This is a genomic window from Paenibacillus sp. FSL R7-0331, from assembly GCF_000758645.1.
GTDB lineage: Bacteria > Bacillota > Bacilli > Paenibacillales > Paenibacillaceae > Paenibacillus_AQ > Paenibacillus_AQ camerounensis.
On the sequence record NZ_CP009284.1, the window covers coordinates 3768611 to 3789310 of the forward strand.

Here is a 20700-nt window from a genome sequence, read left to right on the forward strand (position 1 = left end):
TGTTAAGAAGCTCCGGTTGCCTTGACAGGACCGGTTGACCGGAACCTTCTGTTTGTATTTGTGTTTACTTGCGGAACAGCTTGCGTTCCATCGAGGTCAGGAATTCATAGCCGTCTGCCGTAACAACAACCGTATCTTCAATCTGGAAGCCGCCCGCTCCCAGCTCATAGTATGGAACCTCGACACACAGTACCATTCCCGGCTCCAGCACACGGTGGTCACCGGGTGAGAGTGTAATATCATCGTAGAGCTCCAGACCGATGGCATGTCCTACATGCTGGCGGCGGTAATGAGGAATGCCTTCCTTTTGAACTCGCGCTACCGCTGCATTAAAGACTTCAGACGCTTTGACTCCGGGACGCACCGTTTCAAGCGCCTGCTCCCAGCCGCTGCGCACCGCGGCGAAATGCTGCTCCATCCACGGTGTGGGCTCACCAAGCACAACCGTTCTGCCGGTATCGCCCCAATAGCCGTCCAGCTGAAGGCAAAGGTCAAAGCGGACCTGATCCCCGTGCTCGATCTCGCGGAAATAGTTCTCGATCAGCGGCAGCGCACTGCGGGGACCTGCTCCGACAGCGGTCATCGCCGGAGTGCCTCCGGCCTTCATGACAGCAAGCCGGTAATGCTCGGCAATGTCCTTCTCATGCACGCCTGCAGCAATCATATCGATCAGCTGCTGCTCAATCGCTTCATTTAATTGGGCCGCTCTGCGAAGCCGCTCAATTTCAAACGGCGTCTTGATCTGGCGGATCTGACGGAACAGCTTATATGCAGGCATGGCTGTCCCGCCGGGGAGGCCTTCCGAGAATTTAGCCAGCATGTCCGGGGCAATTCTCATCTCATCCACCCCTACCGCCTGCCCTTCCAGGCCCAGATCCTTCAGTGCCGCGTTAAGTGCTTCTACAGGACCGGCATGGCTGGTTGTATTCTGCATCAGGGAATAGAACAAATCGATATCTGGTGTAGATGCTTTGCCAGCGATGGAGCCTTCCACAAAAAAGTCACTGTACACGTACAGATCCGCGCCGGAAATTCCCATCTGGGCGATAACGCCAAGCCGGTTAGTTGGAATGATGACCGCGGGACGGGCGTTAACATCCTGCGGCAGCACCGCATAAATCTGCATCGTCCAGTTGCTGGCCCGCAGCTGGGAGCCGAGGATGTAGTTTATATTTTCCGGCGTTGTCGCTACAAGTGCGGACAAGCCGTGCAGGGCCATATGTTCAGCCGCACGCGGCCGGTTCACTCCGGATACAGAAGATTGCTGCTGATTGTCCATATAGTTCAAGACCTCCTCTTATTCTGTCTGCCTCCGGCCAGTGTATCAAGGCCCGGAGCCGTGCGGATGACCAGTTTGATTGCAAAGAACAGCGCAAGCGCAAATGCAATAAGGACCACAGAAACGACGGCAACCGTCGGGTCCTGCCATTTCTCCATATACAGGAACAGCTGAATCGGCAGAGTATAGCTTCCCTGGCGCAGGATGAGCAGCGCTGTTTCCACCTGGTCAAAGGTAAAGACGAACGCAATCGAGCCTGCGAGCAGCAGAGACAGCTTCAGCTGCGGGAGAGTCACCGTGAAGAAGATCTTCAGCGGTCCTGCTCCTAAATCGGCAGCCGCTTCACGGTGCGCCGGATTAAGGTTAGCCAGCGCGCTGCCTACAATGGACAGCACAAACGGCAGAACAATTACCGCCTCGCCCAGTATCAGGGCAAATAGCCCGCCGGCGATGTGCATTTTGGAGAACAGGATCAGATAGGCAACGCCAAGCGTAATCTTCGGCATCACCATCGGTGACATGAAGAACGCCCGCAGCAGGCCTCTGCCCGGAAAAGAATAATTCACAATCGCCAGCGCAGCGAGCGTGCCGGTAACCAGCGCCAGCAGCACCGCTCCGGCAGATGCGATCATACTGTTGCGGAAAGCCTCCAGGAACTGCGTCTGCTCACCAAGCTTGCTGTACCATTCAAGCGTAAGCCCTTCCGGCGGAAACTTGCTGGCACTCCCGCTGCTTAGCGAGGTCAGCAGGATCATCAGCAGCGGCAGTAACAGATACAGGCCGATGAGTCCGGCAAATGTATAAAGTACCCATTTGTAATTACGGTTTCCTTTACGCATGCTTCTGTCCTCCCGTCCGGATGCGGCGGAACATCAGCCAATCAGCGCCCTTGTTCACAAATAGCGATACCAGAATCGACGAAGCGAACAGGAAAAGGCTGGCTACCGCAGCCATTGGCCAGTTCGTATCCAGCGTGCGCTGATAAATAAGTACGGGAAGTGTCATCACGCGTCCGCCGCCGATCAGCTGCGGTGTTGTAAAGGCCGTCAGGCAGAGCGTAAAGACGATCTGCACTCCGCTGGCAATTCCGCGGGCTGACAAGGGCAGCGTAATGGTGAAGAAGGTCCGCCATTTGCCGGCGCCGAGATCGTGTGCGGCCGCTTTCAGCGTGCCGTCCGTCTGGGTCAGCACATTAAGCAGCGGAAAGACCATAAACGGCAGAAAAATATGTACAAGTGCGACAACTACACCAGTCTCGTTGTACATCATCTCGAATCCGCTGTCTGTCAGTCCAAGCTGGATAAACAGCCAGTTGATGAATCCCTGGCGTGACAGCAGCAGCTGCCAGCCGTAGGATCTGACGACTGCACTGACCAGCAGCGGCAGGAACGTCAGTAGAAGCAGTGTCTGCTTAATCCCCGGCGACTTCAGGCCGGCAATAACATAAGCCAGCGGATAAGCAAGCAGTAGACTCCAAAAGGTGACTAAGGCTGCAACTCTAAACGTGGTGGCGATCAGCTTCCAGTAGTACGGATCGCCAAGAAAGGCACGGTACGTATCCAGATTCCAGTCGCGGACCATCCGTCCGTTCTCATACAGATCAAAGCTGTACCGGCCAAAAATCAGCAGGCCGCCCAGATAGACCACCCCCATCAGGGCAAGCGCCGGCAGCAGCAGCAGAAGCTGCGCCGCCCAGGAGCGGTTCCCTGAGGTGAACAGCCCTGTAAGCCTGCCGGCTGCGCGCATCATAGAGCACCTTCCCGGTCCGTCGACGGATCATCCGGCAGCAGGAGGCCATCCTCGGGATTGAAGCCGGCAGCGAGGGTATCGCCCGGCATATAACGGGCCTCCCCCCGCTGGAACAGGCTGCTCGCCTGCAGCTGGATGTGTCCGCCCAGATCCAGAGTATAGCGGATGCTTGCACCGCCGTATACACTGTCTGTCACCCGGCCCTCCAGCCGGTTTACACATTCTTTGGCTGCATCACCGGTCCGCAGATACTCATAGCGGACCGACAGGAAACCTGTGCTTCCAGCCGGCAGCACAGGTCCTGTTGCCGGCTCCCGGACAGCCAGCTTTAGCCCCCCGGCCTGAACCCATACATTCCCCTGCTCCGTGCCCAGTACTTTAACCTTCAGCAGGTTGGTATCCCCGATGAATTTGGCAACAAAGCTGTCCACCGGCTGCTCATAGATCTCATCCGGGGTGCCATATTGCAGCAGCCTGCCGCCACGCATGACGCCGATCCGGTCGGACATATTCATTGCTTCGTTCTGATCATGGGTAACGAAGATGAAGGTCCCCCCGAAGTCACGCTGAATGCGCTTCAGCTCACGCTGCATGTCCAGCCGCAGCTGCATATCGAGTGCGGAGAGCGGCTCGTCCAGCAGCAGCACCTCCGGCTTGTTGATCAGGGCGCGGGCAATCGCCACGCGCTGGGCCTGGCCGCCGGACAGCTGGGATACAGCGCGCTTGCTGTAATCCCCGAGCTGCACCAGCTCCAGCATGTCATGGACCCGCTTTCTGATCTCGGCCTTTGGTGTTTTTTTCACTTTTAAGCCATAGGCAATATTATTGAAAACATCCATATGGGGAAACAGCGCCAGCTGCTGAAAAATCATGTTGGAATTCCGCCCGTAAGCGGGAATACCGGAAACATCCTGTCCTGAGAGCAGCACTGTGCCCTCATCCGGCTGTTCCAGGCCGCCAAGCATCCGCAGCAGGGTCGTTTTGCCGCAGCCGCTCGGTCCGAGCAGAGAGACGAATTCTCCCCGTTTGACCTGCAGCGATACCCGGTTCACAGCTGTGTTACCCGCATAACGCTTAATGACATCCCGTGTCTCAATGGCAATGGGCCCCTGTCCGCCGCTCATGGTCTTCATCTCCTGTTCCTGCCGGCTGCCTGGAGCAGCCGGGTTATCATCTTACCGCTTTGTTCATTACAGTTCGGTCTTAACCATACGGTCCCACAGTTCCTTCCAGGCTGAGCTGTTCTTCGCAAGGGTATCCCAGTCCGGGTTAATGCCTTTGCTCTGCTCTTCTACGGAGAAGGAAGGGTCCGCCTTGTATTTATCGGGAACTACGGCAGTTGTGCTTGTTACCGGTGTTCCAGTAGCATCAGCATATCGGGACAATGCATCCGCACTCAGCAGCTCATTAATGATTTCATTAGCGACTTTCTGCTGCTCCGGTGTAGAGCCTTTTACGACCTGCAGGGAGTAAGGGAACGAAATAGCGCCTTCCTGCGGATAGGCTACTGCCAGCGGGGAGCCGCCGTCAATCCAGGTCTGCGCCACCTGTGCGCTGAACGGTGCGATCAGGGCATCGCCGGAATCCAGCAGCCCTTTAAGCTGGTCATTGGAGGTTACCAGTGTACCGATCTGGTCGCTGTTGTCAGCCCAGAACTGGAACGCCGGCTCAGGGTTCTCGTAGGACGCACCCAGCTCCTCGCCTTTTACAGCCAGCAGCGGGGACAGGTAGGAATAGAACATGTAATCCCAAAGCGCGGTTTTGCCCTTGAACTCCTCGCTGCTCCACAGGTCATTCCAGCTGGTCGGCGGGGTTTTCACCAGATCCTTGTTATAGACAAGCGCAAAGCTGGAGACGCCCCAGACGATGCCTTTATTGTCAGCGGTGTGGAACTGCTCGGGAATATCCTTCATATTCGTTACAATCGCAGTATCCAGTGGCTCCCACATATCGTCGTTAATACCCTTGGCCGAGGCATCCGCATTAAAGTAGCCGAAGTTTACAACCGGATTATTAGGGTCTGCCTGCTTGCCGGCCAGCATTTTCGGATACATTACGGAGTTAGACGACTCCTCAAAGGTAACCTCAACATTCGGATGATTCTTGACGTACTCTGCTACAACTTCCTTAGGCACCACGTCCTGGTTGGAACCGGCCCAGATGAACATCGTCAGCTTAACTTTTTCCCCGCTGCCTGCGGCACCAGAGCCGTCAGTAGCGGCTGCATTGGTAGGAGATGTATTGCCGGCTGCATTATTGGCGTTATTTCCGCCGCAGGCAGAGAGTGCCACCATCATGGCAAGCGATAATGCAGGTACAAGATAAGTCCGTTTTGTTTTAAACATAGTAGTCATTGGTTGTCTCTCCCTTAGGTTAGATTATTTATGTGGTCATGCTAACCAGCATCTCTGTTCATCAGCGCAGGCCGATTGCCATGCGGAGCTGTTCCATTACTTCAGGTACTGCCTGCGGAGTTACTGCTTCACCCGTACGGGTGAGCTTTTCCACTTCCGCCATCGTCTGACGCTTCAGATAATCACGGAGTGCCAGCGGATATTGGCTTAATGCATTGATAACAGCAAGCTGCATCTCGTCAGCCCACAGCGCCTCGAATGTCTCGCGTGCTTCTCCGAAGCTGAAGGCTTCTGAGCTGCCGGCTGTGCCGGAGCGCAGCAGACCGGTGGCTGCTTCATCGACAGTATTGCCGGCAATTTCTACACCGTAGCCGTCCCGGGCCTGTTCAGCCGACAATAGCCCTTTCAGCACATCCTCAAGCACAAGTTTCGGCTCCCGCTCATACGGATCACCATAACCGCCGCCACCCTGGGACAGGAAGGTTACCGTATCTCCCGGCTGCAGCAGCAGCTCGTCAATCCGGCCAAGGCTCCGTTCACCCGCACGCCCTTCATTCAGGATGGCCTCACCATGCCCCCCAACACCGCCGCCGACACGGCCCCAAGGCTGAAACTCCATCCGTTCCATATTTCTGGCTGTCATCACCGTGTCCGGACTGAGAATCCGCACGCGCAGATCAATGCCGCTGCCGCCTCTGAACCTGCCGGCCCCGGCTGAATCCTTACGCAGTCCGTATTGCTCAATCAGAATTGGCATTTCCGCCTCGACCGTTTCCGCCGGGATATTCCGCAGATGGCCTACTGCAAAGTCCATCCCGTCAATCCCGTCCTTCATCGGCCTTGCCCCTGAGCCGCCGCAGATCGGCTGGATCACGCCGACCTTGCTCTTGCCGTCCGCCGGATCGGTCATCGCCATCATCACGATACACGCCTGGCCGGCTCCCGCCGCAGGCACTTTATTCACCTGTGCCTGGCTGAGCGCGCCGGTAATCACATCCATCACCCGGATAAAGGTTGCAGCCCGTGCGCCGACTGCCGCATTCACCTGCGGATTGAGCAGCGAAGCCGGCGGCGCATAGTTGCTTACCATCCGCACCATTCCTGAATTCCAGGGAATGGTCGGATCCATCGTCCGGAAATAGCGGATCAGCGCCGGGACCAGCATGTAATGCCCCTGCTGGTTATGGGTCGGGATATTAAAGGAGGCTCTGACCTGCGGATCGGTTCCGGTGAAGTCCAGATGGATATCCGAACCGCTGATAGTCATCCGGCAGCGCAGCCGGATCGGGTAACCGCCCGGCCCCTTCTCCAGATAATCCCAGAAGTCATAGGACCCGTCGGGAATATCCTCAATGATTGTCCGGGCTTTCAGCTCGGCATATTCAAGCAGGTTCTCAATGCCCTGCTCCACCTGCTCCGCACCATAGCGTCTGATCAGCTCCTTCAGGCGGACCTCGCCTCTGTTCAGCGCAGCCATCAGGGCATTCAGATCACCCTGGTTCTGCTCCGGTATGCGGCTGTTATCCAGCAGCAGACGAAGGACCTGCCCGTTGAGCCGGCCAGCCTCATACAGCTTGACCGGAGCAATGCGGATTCCTTCCATATGAATGTCATAGGCGGTTGGCGACACGCTGCCGGGAACCTTTCCGCCGACATCGGAGGAATGCACGAAGCATAAGCCGAAGGCGATAATCCGGCCTTCATGGAAATAAGGCTTGATCAGGTGAATGTCCGGCAGATGGGTAACCATGCCTCCGGTGGTATAAGGATCATTGCAGATCACGATGTCGCCTTCCTGCCAGTCCTTAATCGCATTAATGGCAGTTGCTGCGGGAATGCCGAGTGACAGGTTATAACCGGTATCCAGCGGCGAGCCGAAGGTTTCCCCGGCAGGCGAGAGCAGGTATGTGCCGAAATCCCCGGTCTCCTTAACAAAGGCTGTGAAGCCGGTACGGAGGACGACATTAGCCATCTCTTCGACGGCAGCCTGAATCCGGTTATTGAAGATTTCGAGAAAGACTTTATCCGTAATCATAGCTCAGCCTCCCCGATGATGTTGCCGCCGGCGTCTCTGTAGATCGCAAAGCCCGGAGGGATAAAGACGGTCGTATCATATTCCTCAAGAATGACCGGACCGGAAATCCGGCGCTCCGGGCTTAGCTGCTCCCGGCTGAGCACCTTGGCCTGATGCTCCAGTCCGTCAAACCTGATGCTGCGCAGCTCGGCTGGCTTACTGCTGCCGGTTGCCTGCACCAGCTCTACCGTCGGCTTGCTCGGCAGCAGCCCGACAATGCTTGCCCGCAGATTGACGAACATAACCTCAGCATCCGGCTGGCTGATACCGAACACGGACTCATACTGCTGGTGGAACTTAAGCCTGGCTCCATCAGGATTGTTTATTTCCGTTTCTGATAAGGTGACCTCAAGGTCAAAGGCCTGTCCCTCATAACGCATATCCGCACTGTAAATCACATAGGTCCCTTCAAGCTCTACGCCGCCGCTGGCTTCTTCCTCAATCCAGCGCCGTCCCTTCCGCTCAAGCAGGGAGTACTGTGACAGCAGCTCGCCATCCTGCAGATGCCCGCTGCTCTTGTGGAAGGTAAATACGAAATCATTACGCAGGTTAGCGACCGTACAGCCCATGGCACACAGGGTACCCGGTGACGGAGGAATCAGCACCTTACGGATGCCGACTTCACGGGCCATCAGAAAAGCATGCATCGGACCTGCGCCTCCGTATGCCAGCAGGGTGAAGTCACGCGGATCGACACCCTTACGCGCCATCAGCGGCGAGAACTGGGCATACATATTCGCGGTTGCCACATCCAGAATTGCCTGGGCAGTCTGCGTGGCACTCAGTCCGAGCTGACTGCCAAGCCGCGTCAGCGCCTGCTCGGCCAGCTCCGGGTACAGCCGCATCTGGCCGCCAAGGAAGCGGTCAGCCTGAAGAATTCCCAGATGCAGATAGGCATCGGTGGTCGTAGCCTGCTCTCCGCCGCGGTTATAACAGGCCGGACCGGGTGTTGCACCGGCGCTGCGCGGGCCGACCTTCAGCACGCCTACCGAATCGACCCATGCGATGGAGCCGCCGCCCGCCCCAATGGCCGTTACATCGACAGCGGGAATGATAACCGGATAATCGCCGACCTGGTTCTCTGTGGAATAAGCCGGTTCCTTGTCGATCAAGGCGACATCCACGCTGGTTCCGCCCATATCGAAGGTGACAACCTGGCTGATTCCGGCCTGTCCGGCAATGTAAGTTGCCCCGATTACACCGGAGGCGGGACCGGACAGCAGTGTTCTGACCGGCTCGGCCGCAGCACGGGCTGCCGTCATCATGCCGCCGTTAGACATCGTGGACAGCAGTGTCGCCGATACCCCGTATTGACCGATTCCAGCCTGCAGACGTTTAAAATAGGAGCCCATCTGTTCGCCGACATACGCATTCATCACCGTCGCCAGCGTACGCTCGAATTCTCGCTGCTGCGGCCAGATGGCGCTGCTTCTGCAAATGAACAGCTGAGGATAACGCTCACGGATCAGCTGCTCCGCTTGTGCCTCATGAGTATCATTCGCGTAGGAATGCAGGAAGCTGACCGCCAGCGCTGTTACTCCCTGCTGAACCAGCTCCTCCACTGCTGCCAGCAGCTCCTGCTCATCCAGCGGTGTCAGCACAGTGCCGTCGGCAAGCTGGCGTTCATTGATTTCCTTCACCAGCTGCCGGGGAACCAGCGGCGGTGTCTTATCGCCATACAGATTGGTTGTATTCTCGAGGCGCAGCCGGCGGATTTCCAGGACATCCCGGAAGCCCCTGGTGACCAGCAGTCCGGTAACGGCGCCGCTGCGCTCAATCAGTGTGTTAACCCCGAGCGTCGTGCCATGCACAAAAAGATCAATCTGCTTCGTATCCACACCACGATCCTGCAGCTGTTTCAGCGCATTAAATATTGCCTGCTCAGGCGCATCAGCAACCGACGGTGTCTTGAGAGTGGTAACCACCCGGCCCTGATTGTCTGTTACGATGGCATCTGTAAACGTTCCGCCGATATCTATGCCTAAGCGGTACTTGCTGTCCACTGCTTCCACTCCTTTAACCGGAGCAGCCTAAGAACCCGGCTGCTCCTGATTCTGAATTGCATAATAACGTTTGACATCTTCAATCATCTGGTTGATATGCGTGACCATGGCTGCTTCCGCCTGCTCAGCTGAGCCTGCGATTACAGCATCGAGAATGTTGCGGTGATCCACGACGAGCGCACTGCCTACGGTGCGGCGGATATCTGCGGTCTCCAGGAAATCCCTTCCTGTCTGCCAGACCAGCTGAACCGCATGCAGCAGCACCTGGTTACGGGCTGCAAGCGCGAGCAGCATATGGAACTCGCGGTCTTGCTCGTACGGGATGATATCTCTGGACAGCAGCTCCAGCTGGCTGGCGATGGAGGCTTCAAGCAGCGTGATTTCTTCAGGCGTAGCCCGTATGGCCGCAAGCGAGGCTATCTCCCGCTCGAGCGCCCGCCTGGCAACCAGCACATCCAGCAGTGCTGACTCACCGGAATTGTTCAGCAGCCGGAGAAGCTGCGAGTTTACATTCTTTTGCTGCAGCTTTTTTTCCAGATAATGTACCCGGGCAACCCCCTTCTCTGTCAGCACCCGGCCCCTGCGGCCCTTAAGCACGGTATAACCTTCATAATCAAATTCCATCAGCTTGCGCCCGATCGTTGCCTGGCTTAGCGCATATTTCTTGCCGAGTGTATGTACAAGGGTACTGGCTCCCAGCGGAGCCCGGGCTTCCAGCAGTACCTGTAAGAATTCGTATTCCAGCTGTAAAGGTTGAATTTCCAGCGTCATTCAGCCCATCCTTTCCTGTTGTCCGATTAGTGAATGTATACGATGTTATATTGCATTTATCGTTGTTACTCATTGATGATTAATAGGATTATAACTGCAACTCTATAAATTATCAACTATCCGCACCTAATTAGTATGATTAAATTTTATGGAAAAAGCCTCCTGCTCCGGGAAGCAGAAGGCTGCAGGCTTTCACCTTATTTCATAACCCTATTTCATAACCTTATTTCAGATACGTTCCGCTTACACCAATTCCGCCGCTGCCGTTCAGCACATAGACTCTTGCATTGCCTTTGCCGGAGCAGTTCAGCGTAATAGTGCCGTTTGTTACATTTTTGATGTCCCCCGTTACTGCATCTACATAAGTTCCGTTAGGAATGCCTGTGAAGGTAGCATTGCCGGAAATTGTTACGAGCGCAAAGCTGTCGATGCCTTTGGACGCGTCGGTGTATCTTCTTTTAAAAGCCAGATTGCCGCTGACGTTCTCTGTGGAGTATTGTCCCTTTTGCAGGGCAGGCACAGCTCTTCTGATCAGATTCAGCTGACGGATGTGCTTGGCCAGCGGATGATCCAGAGATTCAGCGAGTGTACCTGTAGCGTTCGTATATCTTCCAAAATCCTGTACGGTGACGCTGCCTTCAATGTGATCGCCGAAATAAGCGCGTCCGGTCGTGCTGAGCGGCGCATTCGGGCCGACGTCGATTACTTTCCCCTTCTGGAACTCAATCTCGGAGCCGTAGTAGATAGCCGGGATGCCGCGGAAGGTGAACATCAGCGCCAGATTCTCGGCCCAGGTGTCCTGTGTTCCTGCAAACCGCTGATTTTCCGGTGCCTGGTCAGGGGCATAGTCGTGTGAATCAATATAGGTCACATTCCAGGTAGCATCATTATAGAACTGGTCGCCGCTGCGCATGCTGAACGCTTCCTGCGCTGTTTTGAATGCCCAGTGCATCGGGAAGTCGATGACATCCATCCCCGATTTCATCGAATAATCCGGTGTATGATAAGTATTGCCGATCAAGAAAGCATTGTTCGACGTCGGCTGGCCCGCGGTTGTAGCATTATCCGCCCATTCCTGCTCGACGGACAGCTTATTGGAAGCATAGTCATTTTGACCGTCTCCAGGGTAAGCTTTTGCTGATTTCCAGGTATAGAACGGTGTGGAGATTGCCGGTATGCCGCTGTTCCAGACATCTCTGTACCGGGTCGCCACCTCGCCGAAGATAAAGAAGTTCGAGCCCCCTCTTTCCTTCCACGCCGGAACAAAATACTTGTTAAAAATATACCGGCTGACATGCTTCACCGTATCCACCCGGAAAGCATCTACGCCCATATCAATATACTGGTTGTAGCTGTCAATCAGATACTGGTTGACCACAGGATTCTCCGTGTTAAGGTCCACACAATCCCCGGCGATCTGTCCGGTCTGGACGGTGTACGACTCCCAGGAGAGGCTTTTTTCCGTGTGATAGATATTGTTGTTGGTCTCGGCAGTCTTCATCAGGGCCAGTCTGGCCTGATACTGCTGGTCCGGGGTCATGGAATCGTAGTTGGCCGGCAGCTTGTCGGTTATTTTGAGCAGATTCGCAATCGTGTCCGGCTTGGTTTCGTCCTTCTTGAACATCGGGAACAGGTTCTCCTCGCCGAAGTTACCGGTATGATTAACAACGATATCCTGAATGACCTTAATGCCCTTGGCATGTGCGGCGTTAATCAGTTCCTGGTAGGAGGCGCCTGCGGACTCGTATCGCGGATCGATTTTGGCAAAATTAATCGCGTGATAGCCGTGATAATCATACCCGCTGGCATTCTGCACGACAGGTGTAATCCAGATGGCGCTGAAGCCGAGCGCTTTGATGTAGTCAAGCTTTTGGATCAGGCCCTTGAAATCTCCTCTCCAAGCTGGATCGGAATCCGGGTTGCCGGCCTTGGCATCGTCCCAGGAATGGGCATTGTTGCTGGTATCGCCGTCATAGAAACGTGAAGTGATTACAAAGTATATCGAATCCTCGCGGAAATCCCCCTTGCTGCCGATGCTGTAGACGAAGCTTTGGACCGTCCGGTTGCCAGCGGCGTCAATAACGAGGAATTTCAGTGTTGTCGTCTTGGCGATCAGGATCTGCGGACCGGTCAGCCCGGCCACAACATTACCCGTGAGGTATACTTTGGAGCTGGCAGTAGGCTCTGTGCCGTCCTCAGTATAATAGGCGGTTACCGTTCCAGTCTTATTGTCTTTGATGTTAAAAGAAACATTTACCGCTGTAGCGTTCTGCCCTACCGGCAGGTTCGGCGTAATCACCGGCGGCTGCAGATCGGCATTCAGGTCAATCACATAGGCAAATGAAGACACACTCCCTGCTACGCCGTCCGCATTAACACCAAACGCTTTGATCGTCATCGAGGACGAAACTTGGATTGGTGCGGTGTATAAAGCCGAGGCTGCCGTCGGTGTGGAGCCGTTGGTTGTATAGTAGATTTTGTCGCCGGTATTGCTGCTGGATAGTGCAACCGTTTGTGCAGAATCGTATGTTTTTGGAGCCGGGGAGACCGTGATGACCGGTGTCTTCAGCGCCTCAGGATTCGCGGTATACCAGACGTTGTCTGTGTAGTACCAGCTTTCTTTTACATTACGGGTTAAATCGCCTGTCTGTTTGACGCTGCTGTCGTTAAAAATCAGGCTGGTGCTTGCAGCGCCGGGAATGGTATAGCTGTACCAGTCGTTCCCGTCAGAATTCATCAGAATACCGGGCCAGGCTCCGCTGACAGGTACCGATACCGGGCTCAGGTTCCAGTAATGGATGCGCATTGCCGAATTCCAGCCGGACGGCTTTTTCACATGGACTGTAATGCCTGCTGCAGGTGTCGGGCTGACTGTAGGGCTTGGTGTAGGTGTTACTGCAGGTGTAGGAGTTGCTGTTGGTGTATTCGTAGGTGTGGGTATTGCTGTGGGTACAGGCGTTGGTGTTGGTGTAACCACTGGAGTTGGTGAAGGAGTAGCAGATGGAGTTGCTGTAGGCTGGACTGTCGGCACCGGAGTTGCCGTTGGTGTTGGTGTTGCTCCCGGCAGAACCGTTACATAATCGATATTAATATTTCCGCTGTCCGCCGAATCGTATTTGTAGGTGATGGTGTTGCTGCCTGCCTGCAGATTAAGGGACTCTGTCTGGTCAGCCCAGGAATCCCAGCTGCCCAGACTCGCGAAGGTGGATTGCTTGATTCGGGTCCCGTTCACATATACGGATACCGTCTTGCTGCTGCCTGTCGCGTTCGCATATCGCAAGGTTGTGTTGTAGGTGCCTGCAGCAGAAGCCTGCACTGTAAAAGCTGTAGCTGCCCCGCTGGCCGTATACCCGTCCACAAACCCAGCTCCAGAGTAGCCGGTATGATTGGTGTTTACTTTTGCCCCGCCAGTTAATGCTGCATTCTCCGCTTCATATCTGCCGGCAGAGGGGATCGTTACGGTCCAGTTTTTGCCGCCGTTACTGTCCCAGCTGTCGGTTGGAGCGGTGATGTGATAGCAATACGTCAGGGTAGCACCTTCAGCAACTGATAAGTTCGCCGTGAAGGTCGTTCCGTTTCTTGTCATTGCAGTGTCCGTAATACTCGACCAGTTGTTGGCCGTCCAGTGCAGGGTTACAGCCGTTGCAGTACTGTTGGTGTAAGTAACGGTATAGTTGGTGTTGCTGGCGGATGCACCGCCTGATACACCGAACAAGCTGAAGCAGAGCGCAAAAATGACTAACCAGGAAAGAAAACGCCTCGTTTTATGTTTTACCAAATAGACTACCTCCTGCTCAAATGGTTGAAAACAGAGCTAACCTCTTTAATGCGCAAACGTTTGCAAAAATAAAAATACGAGATTACCCGGCAATCGGCTAAAGCTACCTGCACTACACCATCCATCACCCCCGCGGACTGACGGAAAAGCTCCATTGTATGCGTTTGCAAGATTAGAGTGAAATAAAGCGGCCGTTGCCGCTTTTGCTCCAATGAATTTTTCCTGATTCTGATTATAGTATCCTGGAGCAAGCGCGGTCAATGGATCTTTTGAGCTAAAATTCATAATGATACCTGAGTAATACTCACGCATACTACTAATTTGACATTCAGAAACCGGTTTCCTGTTTTTGATAAAATATCTGCTGACGGAAGCAATGCTATTATTCATCCCGTTTATTATTAACCCTATTAATTATATATACAGGGAAAAAAGAGGGTTCAAAACCCCCTCCTCCCCTGCTGCCAAGCCAACTATTAATTGTTAATAGTCAGATTAAAACCGGACTGGATGTAGTTCAAATCCGGATAGGCAATATTGCTTGTAATGAGATTGTTGAAAGCTGCCGCACCGTTACCTGTATACGTATAAATGGCAGCCCCCTTGTGCGGTCCGGAGAAACGAGAGGTTGTGATTCCGTCAAGTCCCGTTCCGTTAATATTAATGTTATTAAATACGATATTCTCGAATCCGCCTCCATAACCGAGCTGGATTGCATCACGCTGAGTGTTGATGATATCTATATTGCTGAATGTAATATTTTTAACCGCATCATTGGAGGCTTCAAGGTCAATAGCCCCTCTCTCCCCGTTATAAAGGTCCTGGCTGGTGCCGCTGGTGATAATTGTTGTATCCGAGAATACAATGCCCGTGTTGTTCTGGAAATGATAACCCGGAAATACGGTGTTCAGCCGGATACCGGACCCGCCCACCGTATCAATGATGTAGTTATGATCGGCCTTATGGCCGCTTCCCCCGAAGAAGGCTATCGCTGCAGCGCGCCAGTTATTCTCGATCGTATTGTAGGAGAACGTATTATTAACTCCGGCCGGTGCTCCGTTCGTGTTGCTGGTCCATACGGCAAGCCCGTCGTCCCCATTATTGCGGATGCTGCTGTTGCGCACAGTGGAATTACTGGTTCCCTGCGCAAAATTGATGCCGTCGGCCAGATTGTTGCGGATCCGGCTGTTTTCCACTACCAGTCCGTTTGCATAAATCGCTGGTGTGTGCGCATAATCGCCCACCCACATCCCGCATTCAAAATGCTCCACCCACACATCATGGATGACGGAATTAGTACCGAAGTTGTCCATGAAGCCTTTATAAATGGCGTTCTGGCCATATCGTGAGCGTAAATTTGAATTCATGTAGACATTGCTGAAATCCAGCTTGCCGGTGATTCGCAGCGAAATGCCGCCGCCAGCCGCATTCGGATTGGTGAACTGAATATTGGTATGCCATAAGCCGGCGCCGGTTATGGTGATATTGCTGATTTTGCTGCTGACCGAGCCGATCTCCCACATGCCGCTTAGATGGAAGGTGCCCTCCGGAATATACAGCGTCTTGCCGGCAGCCACAGCTGCACTGACCGCAGCTTTGAAGGCGGCGAGATCATCTTTGCCGTCGTTTGCTATTGCCCCGTGGTCGGTAACGGACACTGCACCCGCCGGACGTGCGATAGCTGCAGGCACCGGTTCAATCTCCAGGAAATCTACACCGTATTCATAGGCATCCCCGTTCGTTTTCTGGATACGGATGGTATCTCCGGCCTTGAGCGCAGTGTCCAGCTTGAAGTGTACCTCATCGAAGCGGAACAGCGGGCGTCCTCCGCCCGGAGAATCAGACGGCATATCACCCGAGAAATACTGCCAGTTGAAGTAAGAGGTTAAGGCAACTGTCTTTGCCTTGGTCCCATTGACATAGACATCGAGCGAGCCGCTGAGACCCATTCCGTCTGAGGAATCCGGCATGGTGAAGCGCATGGTTACTCCTGCACCGCCCTGCCCGGATCTGACGGTCCATTCGGCATAGGAGCCATTGGAAGGAAGAGCAATATACTTTTGGCCGGAGGCTTCTGAGGCAGTCAGGGACTGATCGAACGTTGGAGCTGTCCGCAGTGCGGCAGTACCGCCTTTAACCGCATCCTCCGTATCGTACCTGCTATATGGTACGCTGGCTCCACGTTGGGCATAGACAACCAGATTAACCGAGCTTGTATTATTCGTCTGCTTCGCAGGCACCTCGTTTCCGTCTGCTGCTATTGATGTACTGACGGTATAATTTCCGTTTACAGCAGTCCAAGAGCCCGGGATAGCAACATTAACGGATGCCCCCGCAGCAATGACACCGTTATACGAGGTATTAAAGGTCTGAATCGTTGCTCCGGCGGCATTTTTAAGGACAAGCGTTACCGGATGGGCTCCGCCAGCCGAGGCAACAATCCCCTGATTCTTGATGCTGACGGAGAAAGCCACACTGCTGCCTGCTGACGGCATACCGGGAGTCCAGTCGGCCGTAACGGCCAGGTCAGAACTCGAGACAGGATTAACGGCGAGTGCTGCTGCATGGCTATAGCTGTTATTGGCTTCATTCTGCTCTATTACCAGATTGTCTTCATCGGCCTTCGCACTCACTGAATAGCTGCCCGCAGGCTTGCTTCCGGCATTCAGAGATACGGTGGATGAAGCACCTGGAGCCAGTATTCCTACGGCGGCTGACCCGGCAAGCTCATTGTTCAGGTAGAAGTTGACAGTCGTTGCTGCGGAAGCGGCAGTTCCGGCATTTTTTACCACGGCATTCAGCGTAACCGCACTTGCTTCATCCGGAGACCCCGGTGTCCATGACATTCCGGTGATGGTCAGATCCGGATTGGCAGCCGGCACACCGAACACCTGAAATTCGGCAATCTGTCCGGCCGGTGCTCCGCTGTTCGCCGTAATGGTAAGCTGCAGACGCATAACGGTGGCTGTTACCGGAATAGTGACAGTGTTCCCTGAGGCAGGATTAAAGGTATAGCTCTGTGCAGATACCAGATTGCTGAACGTTGTTGTGGTCTGATTATGTCCGAGGACTTGAATCGTCTGGGTCCGGGTCCCCCATTCGGCAGCCGGATTCAGCTTAAGGACGATAGATGTAATATTGTGATTAGCCCCCAGATCCAGAATCAGATGGCTTGGATTTCCGCCGCCTTCCCAGTAGGTTGCGGTATTATTATCGTTTGCATTGAGGGCAGCATAGCTTTGCGTAGAAGAAGAAGCAGTGACTGGTTTGCCGGCAGCGATATTGCTGCCCGGAGGTGTGGAAGGCGTCACAGTAGGTACAGGAGTTGCGGATGGGGACGGTGTAGCTGTAGGTATTGCTGTAGGTATTGCTGTAGGTGCTGTTGTCAGCATAGCTGTAGGTACAGGAGTCGGTGTAGCCGGTAATGGTGTTGGAACCGTTGTCGGGGACGGTGTAGCAGCGGCAGCAGCGTATATTTCAACCTCTGAGAACTGTGCCGCAGGCCAGCCTGTATTGGCCGTTACAGTGATCCGAACATACCGGGTACTGGCAGCATTAAAGTTAACGGATACCGTATTGCCCGATGCGGGATTGAAGACATAAGCAGCACTACCAGCAAGTGTAGTATAAACCGTTCCATTTGAGCTGCCCTGAACAGTCAGTGTCTGGGTGCGGGCTTCCCAAGCGGCCGGCAGCTTCAGCACAACCTGGTCGATGCTTGTACTTGTTCCGAGATCAACCTGAATCCATTGCGGAAATGAGCTGTTTGAACTTTCCCAGTAGGTGCCCGGGTTGCTGTCTTTTACATTACCCGGTGCATACTCCTGAGTGTGGCCGCTTGCCGTTACTGCTTTACCCGGTGTCAGATTCTGCCCGCCGGCGGCATAGGTGATGCCGAACGAACCGGCAGCCAGGTACAGGGTTGAGACCAGCAGCGCTGCTACAAGTGACCAGATGACATACTTATTGCGCATTTTACTCCTCCTCAGCTAAAAATAGTGGGTGTACACCCCCATTATAGTGACCCTTTTAGCCTGGTAATAAGAGGCAATTCTACGGGAAAGGTAGGCATTTCCACGCTCTTTTGCAATAAAACCCCGCACTTGTCTTTATGCAGAATTATGTAGTAGCAGTTACAACCGCAGACAAAAAGTAAGAGAGAGACATCACGGAACTCGGGGAATTTATGCTGCGGATTGCCGGTGTTCCGGCCCACCTGCGACAATCGGCCGCCCGGAACGAATACAATCGTTCCAGGCGGCCGTTATTCACACTACCAGATGCACCGATCCGTCCTCATAGATATCAACCCGCTGGGCGCACAGCAGCATTCCAAGCCCGCTGGCGGCCCCTTTTTCACGGATATCCCTTTGCCTGCGCTCCCAGATTTCCCGGTCATGTATAATATCATACTGGTAATACTGCTCCGCGCCTGCCGCTTCCATAACCTCCACGAAGATAAAATCTCCGCTGAAAAGGGAGCGGAACCATGCTGCCGCCTCCTGGTGGGAGCCAAACGCAGGCAGATCCTGTTCAAACTGTTCCGGCAGATAACGCTGCTTCAGCCTGCCTATTCTGACATAATACGTTTCAAGATTATCCGGAGTAATCACTTGTCTTCCCCCTTGGCATGAAATTTGCCTAAAAATATCATATTCCGGGGCTCGGCTCCTATGACATTGAGCATTCCATCTAATGGAAGGGTTACCCCCATTAACCCCGTTTTATCTCAGCAGACGGAGTCCGCTAAGAATAACTGCCAGCGTGCTCCCTTCATGGCTTACAACGCCCGACGGCAGATTCAGCCCGCCCCAAAAATTCGAGACAACCAGAATCACAATGACCGCCAGCGCAAAGGCAATATTCTGTCTGATCACCCGGCTCGTACGTCTGCCGAGCGTGATTGCATACGGAATTTTTGTAATATCATCATTCATGAGCACCACATTGGCTGTTTCCAGGGCGACATCGCTTCCGGCAGCTCCCATGGCTATACCGACAGAAGCTGCTGCCAGTGCCGGGCCGTCGTTGACCCCGTCACCTACCATGGCAACCTTACCGTATTTCCCGGTTAGCTCTTTAATCATCTCCAGCTTCCCGTCCGGCAGCATTTCAGCATAGACCTCATCAATTCCGCACTGGCGGGCGATGGCTTCAGCGGTATGACGGGCATCCCCGGTGAGCATGATGACCTTCTTGTTCATATTCTTAAGCTGCTTTACCGCCTCTGCCGAATGGCTGCGGACCCTATCCTGAACCGCAAGCATTCCGGCAATATGTCCCCCGGCTTCAACGTAAATCACCGTGTTGCCGTCTGCCTCCAGCTGTGCTGCTATCGCCTGGCTGCGTTCATCCAGCTTTTGAGTTTGGAGCAGGCTTCGTTTGCCGATCATACAGAGGGCACCGTTCACAATCCCGCTGACGCCGAATCCGGTCACATCCTGCATTGCAGTAACCGGCGCAAGCGCAATCCGCTTAGCCCCGGCGCATTCAACTACCGCCCGGGCAACCGGATGCCGGGAGAGCCGCTCCAGTGAAGCCGCAAGCCCTAGCAGCTCTGCTTCCGTCATCCCATCTGCCGGGTACACGGCGGTTATTACAGGCTTGCCTTCTGTGAGTGTTCCGGTTTTATCAAATACAACAGCCTGCACACCGGCCATAGCCTCAAGATGAATGCCTCCCTTAAAAAGAACCCCTTTACGCGCCGCATTGGAAATTCCGGAGAGAATAGCAGGCATGATGGATGACACCAGTGCACAAGGCGAAGCTACTACCAAAAAAATCATTGCCCGGTAGATGGTATCCTCCCATGTCCATTGCAGCAGGTAAGGCGGCAAAATCATCAGCAGCAGCGCTGCTCCCACTACAGTCTTCGCATAGATGCCTTCGAACCGTTCGACAAAAAGCTGGCTTGGCGGGGTCTCATTTTTGGCTTCCTGCACCATATGTATAATTCTTGATAACAGCGTATCTTCCGCCGGTTTTGTAACACGAAGCTTCAGCGCACCCTGTCCGTTGATCGAGCCTGCGTAGACACCGTCGTCCGGCATTTTATCGGCAGGGACGGATTCGCCGGTCAAGGTTGACTGGTCAACGGCAGATACCCCTTCGAGTACAATACCGTCACACGGAATACGCTCACCCGGCCGGACCCGTACGATATCTCCGGTTATAAGCTGAGAGGCTTGGACCGTTACTTCCGTTCCATTCTTCAGCAATACGGCTGTCTCCGGACGGTATTTCAGAATAGCCGCAATATCCTGATTCGTCTTCTCCATCGAATAATCCTCAAGTGCTCCGCTCAGGCAAAAAATAAAGATAAGCACAGCACCATCCAGCCAATATCCGATTGCAGCTGCTCCAATTGCGGCCACGACCATCAGAAGGTCTACATCAAGGTCCTTCTCCTTGATTAACGTCTCCATGCCCTCCCAGGCCTTACGGTATCCGCCCACTGCATAGGCCAGCACGAACAATGTAATGGCTCCTGCCTGCAGACCCTGCCTTTCCAGCAGCCAGGCCAGTGCAATCAGCACCAGACAGGCAGCAGCAATGAAGATCCCGCCGTTTTTCTCCCAGACTACTCGTACTGAACGTTCTTTTACAGCCACTTCTCCCATGATTATCACTCCTTATTTATTATAAATGAGAACTATTATCATGAAATATATCCCCCCGGGGGGCATACTGTA

Annotated in this window: 13 protein-coding genes; all 13 read right to left on the reverse strand. The window is 54.1% G+C overall.

From position 1 onward, the window contains the following. Positions 1–64: 64 nt before the first annotated feature. Positions 65–1279 (reverse strand): M24 family metallopeptidase, encoded by a 1215-nt coding sequence (locus R70331_RS15840; RefSeq protein ID WP_042177115.1) that lies wholly within the window; start codon positions 1277–1279, stop codon positions 65–67. A gap of 5 nt (positions 1280–1284) precedes the next feature. Next, positions 1285–2118 carry an ABC transporter permease gene (locus R70331_RS15845; protein ID WP_042177116.1) on the reverse strand — a complete coding sequence of 278 codons (834 nt, stop codon included), beginning with the start codon at positions 2116–2118 and terminating at the stop codon, positions 1285–1287. Continuing rightward, complete coding sequence (locus R70331_RS15850; protein ID WP_042177119.1) at positions 2111–3028, reverse strand: ABC transporter permease; 918 nt, start codon at positions 3026–3028, stop codon at positions 2111–2113. The genes R70331_RS15845 and R70331_RS15850 overlap by 8 nt, the downstream gene beginning before the upstream one ends. Further along, positions 3025–4152: an ABC transporter ATP-binding protein gene (locus R70331_RS15855; RefSeq protein ID WP_042177121.1), complete on the reverse strand. Its 1128-nt coding sequence runs from the start codon at positions 4150–4152 to the stop codon at positions 3025–3027. The genes R70331_RS15850 and R70331_RS15855 overlap by 4 nt, the downstream gene beginning before the upstream one ends. Positions 4153–4218: 66 nt before the next feature. Further along, entirely contained in the window at positions 4219–5382 is a 1164-nt protein-coding gene (locus R70331_RS15860; protein ID WP_042177123.1) for an ABC transporter substrate-binding protein, read from the reverse strand. A gap of 61 nt (positions 5383–5443) precedes the next feature. Beyond that, positions 5444–7417 (reverse strand): hydantoinase B/oxoprolinase family protein, encoded by a 1974-nt coding sequence (locus tag R70331_RS15865; RefSeq protein WP_042177125.1) that lies wholly within the window; start codon positions 7415–7417, stop codon positions 5444–5446. Continuing rightward, positions 7414–9459 carry a hydantoinase/oxoprolinase family protein gene (locus R70331_RS15870; protein ID WP_042177127.1) on the reverse strand — a complete coding sequence of 682 codons (2046 nt, stop codon included), beginning with the start codon at positions 9457–9459 and terminating at the stop codon, positions 7414–7416. The genes R70331_RS15865 and R70331_RS15870 overlap by 4 nt, the downstream gene beginning before the upstream one ends. A gap of 27 nt (positions 9460–9486) precedes the next feature. Continuing rightward, the gene (locus R70331_RS15875) at positions 9487–10230 is read right to left on the reverse strand and encodes an FCD domain-containing protein (RefSeq protein ID WP_042177128.1); all 744 of its coding nucleotides are present in this window, start codon (positions 10228–10230) and stop codon (positions 9487–9489) included. Between the two features lie 223 nt (positions 10231–10453). Continuing rightward, positions 10454–14008 (reverse strand): alpha-amylase family glycosyl hydrolase, encoded by a 3555-nt coding sequence (locus R70331_RS15880; protein ID WP_042177130.1) that lies wholly within the window; start codon positions 14006–14008, stop codon positions 10454–10456. Between the two features lie 45 nt (positions 14009–14053). Continuing rightward, on the reverse strand, positions 14054–14398 hold the full coding sequence (locus tag R70331_RS31565; protein ID WP_156131138.1) for a hypothetical protein: 345 nt from the start codon (positions 14396–14398) through the stop codon (positions 14054–14056). An 86-nt stretch (positions 14399–14484) separates the two neighbouring features. Further along, positions 14485–17982: a discoidin domain-containing protein gene (locus R70331_RS15885; RefSeq protein ID WP_042177132.1), complete on the reverse strand. Its 3498-nt coding sequence runs from the start codon at positions 17980–17982 to the stop codon at positions 14485–14487. A gap of 294 nt (positions 17983–18276) precedes the next feature. After that, a complete protein-coding gene (locus R70331_RS15890; RefSeq protein WP_042177134.1) occupies positions 18277–18621 on the reverse strand; it encodes a hypothetical protein in 345 nt (114 codons plus the stop codon). A 111-nt stretch (positions 18622–18732) separates the two neighbouring features. Further along, entirely contained in the window at positions 18733–20628 is a 1896-nt protein-coding gene (locus R70331_RS15895) for a heavy metal translocating P-type ATPase (RefSeq protein ID WP_042177136.1), read from the reverse strand. Between the last annotated feature and the right edge of the window lie 72 nt (positions 20629–20700).